General features: G+C 46.6%; 5 protein-coding genes. 2 read left to right on the top strand and 3 right to left on the bottom strand.

Going from position 1 to position 6,881, the window contains the following annotated elements:
- The coding region (locus AC5OW4_RS13700) for a hypothetical protein (protein ID WP_493677096.1) at positions 1–2,159 on the bottom strand (2,159 nt) is incomplete at its 3' end.
- Positions 2,160–2,316: 157 nt separating this feature from the next.
- On the opposite strand from AC5OW4_RS13700, the gene AC5OW4_RS13695 reads away from it, so the two are divergent.
- Entirely contained in the window at positions 2,317–2,877 is a 561-nt protein-coding gene (locus AC5OW4_RS13695) for a TetR/AcrR family transcriptional regulator (RefSeq protein WP_195547885.1), read from the top strand.
- Between the two features lie 125 nt (positions 2,878–3,002).
- On the opposite strand, the gene AC5OW4_RS13690 is transcribed toward AC5OW4_RS13695, so the two are convergent.
- A complete protein-coding gene (locus tag AC5OW4_RS13690; RefSeq protein ID WP_195396316.1) occupies positions 3,003–4,382 on the bottom strand; it encodes an aminopeptidase in 1,380 nt (459 codons plus the stop codon).
- Between the two features lie 204 nt (positions 4,383–4,586).
- Here AC5OW4_RS13690 and AC5OW4_RS13685 point away from each other — a divergent pair, with 204 nt between their 5' ends.
- Positions 4,587–5,438 carry a VanW family protein gene (locus AC5OW4_RS13685; protein ID WP_295768722.1) on the top strand — a complete coding sequence of 284 codons (852 nt, stop codon included), beginning with the start codon at positions 4,587–4,589 and terminating at the stop codon, positions 5,436–5,438.
- A 158-nt stretch (positions 5,439–5,596) separates the two neighbouring features.
- Here AC5OW4_RS13685 and AC5OW4_RS13680 read toward each other — a convergent pair whose 3' ends face one another.
- Entirely contained in the window at positions 5,597–6,832 is a 1,236-nt protein-coding gene (locus AC5OW4_RS13680) for a helix-turn-helix domain-containing protein (RefSeq protein WP_295768725.1), read from the bottom strand.
- Between the last annotated feature and the right edge of the window lie 49 nt (positions 6,833–6,881).

Here is a 6,881-nt window from a genome sequence, read left to right as displayed (position 1 = left end):
GATGTATTGGATTGATCAAACCGGAACCCCTCGGGCAGATTCGTCGCATTCACGTCCAACACCGTGTTAAAAGTCAGTGTGACCTGTTCATGCAGCGTGCCCAGATCGATCTGAAGCTCGTTATTCACAATCACCGGCGTCATCGGAACGTCTTTGTTTTGTGAAGCATACCGGACAGTCAGACTGTTTTCCACATACCGCAGATACTCCGGCAGCGCATCCTTAACCCGAACATCTGTCAGCTCGGTACCGTTTTGATTGACGACAATCTTCCAGCGAAGTTCATGGGTTTGATAATCATAACCTTCAGCGCTCTTCTGAAGCACTGTGCTGGAAAACTGCGGCTGGGCGGAGGCGGTCAACGTCGGAATGGCATCGGAACCGAAGGCCACCTTGTTATGAAATTTCATTTTCGCATTATCCGCATAGAACAGCGGATCGGTCGCTTCGGTTTCATACTGGAACACAATCATTTCGTTAAAGGTATTCGTCTGACCGTCAGCGTTGGCGATCAGAATCTCATAATCCTGTGTCGTCTCAGTTGTCTTATCAGCCAGCGGATTGATTGTGATCGTATACCCTGTTTTCGGCGTGATCACCTGAGCGTTGCCGATATATTTCTGATTGGCCGTGGTCAAGGTATCCATAATCGTTCCATCCTGAACATCCAGAAGATTCTTATTCAGCGTCACTGTCCAGGTAATCCGGCGGGTCGCAGCATTGTAGCTCGCGGATTTTTCAACAACGCTGGTCGGCAGCTTGTGGTTTTTTTCAATGACCGGCGTGCCGTAATCGCGGGCTGGTTCCGGACCGGCGCCGTCCGGATCCCAGTTCATCTGCAGCCACGCCTTGTTGTTCAGATTTGTATTGACGTTCTGCGCTGTCAGATCGAGATCAAAGTGCGTGAGATAGGTGATCACGTATTCGGCTTCCTGCGGATGATTGATCGTCAGCAGTTTCTGATCACCGCCGCTTCGCCCATCAAAGGCAGGATTTAACAAAACCTCAGAGGGAACGGAATTTCCGTTCACCGTAACGTTGGCGTCCGCTGCGCTGAAGCTCAAGCGATCTTCCAGTTCGTCGTAAAGGGTAATCGTGTTAAAAGGCAGCGACTGGGTATGCACGACGAGCTTCCAGGTCATCGTCTTGTTGACAAGATCATAACTTTCGCCGGTTTTCATCAGCCAGCTGTCGCCCTTGACCCGCACCTCCCCCTGCGCCTCGGACAGTTTTGCGGAGCCGTCCGGCTGCCAGAGCTGGGCCGTATTGGTCACGGTCATCCCTTTGGAAGGATCTGCCAGCTGACCATCGTCGCCGATAAACACCGCGGGGGATGGTATGGTCTTGTATGTGATCACTGCATCCTGACTTAATGGCTGGTCAAGTGTGACCCGCAGCGTCTGCCCGTCGACCTGAACTGCAGGATGCGTCTGCTGCGAACCGACTTTCAGTGTCAGCGAATTGTCGACATAGGTCTGCTTCGCTGTCAGTTCATCGCAAAACAGAAATCCCGTCGTATATTGCGGAGCATTCTGTTCCTCATCAAACGGCGCGATTTGCCTGCTTAACGAAACTGTCCAGACAATCGTCCCGGAATTCTCATAGACGCCGCTTTTTGCGGTAACGGCCGGATCCTTGAGGGCATTGTCTGCAATGGTCAGGCGAATGGAGCGGTCTGTCCCTAAACTCATTTCCACATCCTGCCGGCCGCCGATTTCATCCATGTCCAATCTGGCGCTGAATTCAAAATTCATTGCATAAATTGGCAGGACGCCCAGATCTTCTTCGAAGACAAGCTTGATCTGATCCTTCTGCGCCCCGGCAGTGACGTGCGCTACCGTCTGCCCGTCAATCTTGATTTCCTGATTCAGATTCGGATGACTGTTTTCGATATATTCCGGGATCGCGATGTCCCACTCGCTGCCCGGCAGATTCATGGATTCCTCCAGTGGTTTCAGCGTGTAGCGTAAAATTAACGCGTCTTCTGCGGCGACGCTGTCTCCGTCGTTTAACGCGGAATCTCCGCATAAAAGTTCAACCTTTTCGATTAACTTTGCGCCATCCCCTGCGGCCTCTGCGGATACTGTGGGCGGCATCATCGCTTCCAGAGGCAGCACGCAAAGTCCGATGCAGCATAAAAACTGGAATAACTTCCTCATATTTCTCTCCTCAATCATTATTAAGCATGCGCTTAACAATGAGTTTATCATAGCGAAAGAACCAATTTATGACAAAATACAGTTTTTAATCGCATTTTTCAGTAAAATCATCTATACTAAAACCATGAGAAAACAAACGATAGACGCAGGACAGATTTTGGAAATTACAATCGCCCAAGCCGCCCGGGAAGGACTGGTGAACTTGTCCACACGCAGAATTGCAAAGGAATGCGGAATCAGCGAGGGCAGCATCTTTCATTACTTTCACAGCAAACCGGAGCTGTTAACAGCGTGTTTTTATCATGTTGACAGACAGGTTGACGAGCAGCTGAAACAGGCAGACGTCAAGTTGTTTTCCCTGCGCCGGAGCATCCGCGAGTTGTGGTTTTTGTATTTCGGTTATTTCGCGTCGCATGGCGATCACGCCAAATTCTACTCACAATTCCGCCATTCCTCCTTCTATACCCACGACGTCATGCGCGGTCAGACTGAATCCTTCGCTTTTTTTACCAATTTTGTCGAGTTAAACAAAAGCGCAATTTTAATCCGCTCCGAGGTTTTCTGGGAGTTTGTCATCGACACCACGCTGAACCTGGCCGTCAATGTTGCCGACGGTAAATTTCCAGACAGTTCCAAGGATCGTGAGCGGTATTTTACCTTGATCGCCAAAGGTCTGGGCGGCGTCCTGTCGCCGGGAAAGTCGTGGGCTGAAAAATAACTTCTCATTTCATTTCGCAAATAAAATGTCTTATTGACCTTCAGAAAAAACCGGTTTCCCTTCGTTCCGCTCAATTTGCGGAGCTTGGAAAACCGGTTTTATTTGGCTTTCAGGTAATTTCAGGCTTATGCTTTCTTTAAGAATGCGACATAAGCACGGTAGGCTTCATAGACGTCCGCTTTGGAAACGACTTCCCATGGGGCGTGCATATTCTGCACGGCGATGCCGGCGTCAATGACTTCCATGTTGTAATTCGCCAGGATATAGGCGATCGTTCCCCCGCCGCCCTGATCGACGCGGCCCAGCTCAGCGGTCTGGAACATGACGTCTTCCTCGTCCATGATCCGGCGCAGCTCGGCGATGAATTCCGGATTGGCGTCGTTGCATCCGCTCTTGCCGCGGGATCCGGTGTATTTGTTGAAGACGATGCCCTTGCCCAAGAACGCTGTATTCTTCATTTCATTGACCGACGGATAATTCGGATCATAGCCGGCGCTGACGTCGCTGCTTAACATCTTACTGTTCTGCAGAGCGCGGCGGACTTTCAGCTCGCTGTAATCGCCCATTGCGTTGAGAATCTCCGCGACAATGTTCTCAAAGAAATGCGAGTGCATGCCGCTGGCGCCATTGCTTCCGACTTCTTCCTTGTCAACCAACAGGCAGACGCTGGTGCGCTGCGGATTTTCCATCGCGAAGGTTGCCAGCGCTGAGGTATAGGCGCAGACGCGGTCGTCATGGCCATAGCCTAAAATCAGACCGCGGTCCAGACCGTAATCGCGCGCTTTGCCCGCGGGAACGACTTCGATTTCCGCAGACAGGAAATCTTCTTCCTCCATGTTGTATTTTTCTTTTAACAGAGCCAGAATCGCTTTCTTGACCGGCTCTTTTTCGTCTTCGCCGCCCTCGGCCGGGATGCTTCCGACCAATACGTTTAAGTCTTCGCCTTCGACGACCTTCGCCCCGGTCTTCTGCATCTGATCGGCGGAAAGATGCACTAACAGATCGCTGATGCCGACAACCGGATCGTTTTCATCCTCGCCGATGTTCAATTCAATCCGCGTGCCGTCTTTCTTGAAGACGACGCCGTGCAGCGCCATCGGATGGGCGACCCATTGGTATTTTTTGATTCCGCCATAGTAATGCGTATCCAGCAGCGTCAGTCCCTGATCTTCATAGATCGGATGCTGCTTCAGATCCAGACGCGGGGAGTCGATGTGCGCCCCGACGATATTCATGCCCGCTTCCAGCGGTTCACTGCCGATCACAAACAGTGCGATATCCTTATCTTTATTGACGGCATAGAGCTTATCGCCGGCCTGGATTTTAGCGTTTGCCGCCAGAACCTCGTTCAGATCCCGGTAGCCGTTTTCCTTTGCCAGCCGGACCGTTTCCCGCACGCATTCCCGTTCCGTTTTGCATACGGAAATAAAGTGCTTATACGCTTCGTTGAAGGCAAACAGGGCTTCGCGCTGTTCACCCTGCGTTTTATTCCATACTGTTTTCATTCGATTACAATCCTCCTGTGTATTATTATAAACAAACTCCCGCAGGACACAAGCGGAAAACCGGGTTTTCTTACATTGACATTTGTAAATATAGCTGTTACGATATTCTAAACGCAGAGATCTGTACAAATCTTTCCCCGGGGGATCGAAAGAAAGCCGGGTAATCTCTGATCCGAATCAGACGGAATGGGGGAAAAATTGGAAATGCAGCGATTACATCTATATCAGTTGGGTCCGCGGGCCTATGCGCTTTCGCGGAAAAAAGAAATCTTCAAGCGGAATTTTCAGGATCGGATGCATCGAATTCACTTTGCCCAAACGTACAGCGAAGCGTGCCTGCCGGTCGTCGTCAACAAGCATAATTCGCTGATCCGACGAAAGCTGGGCAAGGTTGATCAGCAGCTGCAGGAAAACAAGGCGGTAAATCTGGCTCTGGCTGCGCCCAGACTCACGCATTTACTGATCCGACCCGGCGAAACGTTTTCGTTCTGGCATTGCGTCGGAGAGTGCACGGCGGAAAAAGGATATCGGGAAGGATTGACGATCTCCGGCAATCATCCGTCCTCCAGCATCGGCGGCGGCATGTGCCAGATGACCAATCTGATTCACTGGATGGTACTGCACAGCTCCCTGACGATTACCGAGCATCATCACCACGGCCGGTTTGATCTGTTTCCGGATTTCGGCCGGCAGGTGCCGTTTGGAACGGGGACTTCTATCGTTTATAACTATCTAGATTACCGGGTCGAAAACCGAACGTCCGATACATTTCAGCTTGTGATCGAAACAAACGAGCGCTATCTGTGCGGCGAGCTGCGCTGCGATCATCCGCAGCCGCTGAAATATCATATCTACGAACAGGACAGCGGTTTCACCTGGGAAAAAGACGGCGCTTACCGGCATAATATCGTGCGGCGCAAGGCGATCAACAAAGCCAGCGGGGAAGTGGCGTTTGATCAGGAACTGATTGTCAACCATGCCAAGGTGATGTACGATCCCAAGCTGATCGACCCTGCATTATTCCGCGAATCCGGCTTCTGGAATCGTCAAAAATAAGCAGAAAAAACGCGTTTCAGGAAAATTATGCCTGATTTAAGCGCGTTTTTAAGTTTATAAGACAGAGTGTAACAACCTCTGTTTCGATTTAATGAAAAGAAGAGAAAGAAACTATTCCCAAGCAGTTCCCGGGAAATTTTTTTGAGAAGAACCTATACTTATGATAACTCCATTAGAGATTTCTGAATAATGACAACTTCTTCTGTCCTGTGTAATTCTTCAAGCAAATCCAATAATTCCGTAAATAACAGGAAACAATCATCACGATTTGCCTTTTTCTCTACCTTATGCAGCATGGTATACAAATAGCTTACAGTCTCTTCTTTTGTATGATCTAAGGCATATTCTATATAACTGAATTCTTCATATAGAATATTTTTTTTATTTACTCTTGTTTTACCTTTCTTAATATATTCAATAATGAGATCTTTGCTTTTACGCAATTTATAATAGGCGAAGGCAATATTGAAATATAAATCTCCATCATCAATATATTGCATTGCTTTCTCCGCCATAGGATAAACATCATCATATTTTTTTTCACATATTTTACACCAAGATAGATTATAGTAGCTAATCCCCATAAGATTTTCTTTATTCAAAATTCGGGCTAATTTAATTGCTTCGTAAAAATAAGATTCAGCTAATTTATATGCCCCTTTTCTTGAAGAATAAACTCCAAAATGACAAATACATTCCGTTATTCCGATAAAGTTATTTTCCAATTTAAATTGATCTAACGCTTTAGTCAGAAAAGAATAGGCCAAGTCGTTTTCATTATTTTGAGTATAATTAGTGAATAAATAGTAATAGATTATTCCTAATAATTTATTATCATTACTATTTAAACAACTGTTTAAAATAGAAATTGCTTCGTTATACTTATACTCCCTGCTTTTTCGCAAAGACAAAAATATTCCACATAACTGTTGCTCAATCGGTGAAAAACCACCTTTAACCTTAACGATGATGGATTCAAGGCTTAGAAATTTATCGTCATTTTGTCGACTAATTACACCATCAAAATATTTTAAACATACCCATTTGTAATAATTGATCGAGCATTCATAATCAGATTCCAATTCGTAAGCCTGTTTCATAAGGATTTCATTATCCAGCTTTAATCCATAGATATAATTATCGACATATTGATCAAATATCATATTAAGATAAGAATCTTTTTGTGAAAAATGCTTCTTGTCAATAAGTAGTTCATCAAATAATATATCTATTTCATAATTATTTAAAACGCTCTGGCCATTTTCGATACGAAATAATTGAGAGAGATTGATGCCTGTTCTTGCTGATAATTCCGCTCTTTCCAAGCCTTGTTCCATGCGCGATATTTTAATAAGCAATCCAATTTTATCTCTTGGATATTTACTTACATCCATATTCCTCTCACCTCTTTCAATTAAATATAACAAAGAAGGCTTAACTTAG

Source organism: Holdemania sp., from assembly GCF_986127675.1.
The sequence above is the reverse complement of the archived record's forward strand: the minus strand, read 5'-3'. Positions and strand labels throughout refer to the sequence as shown.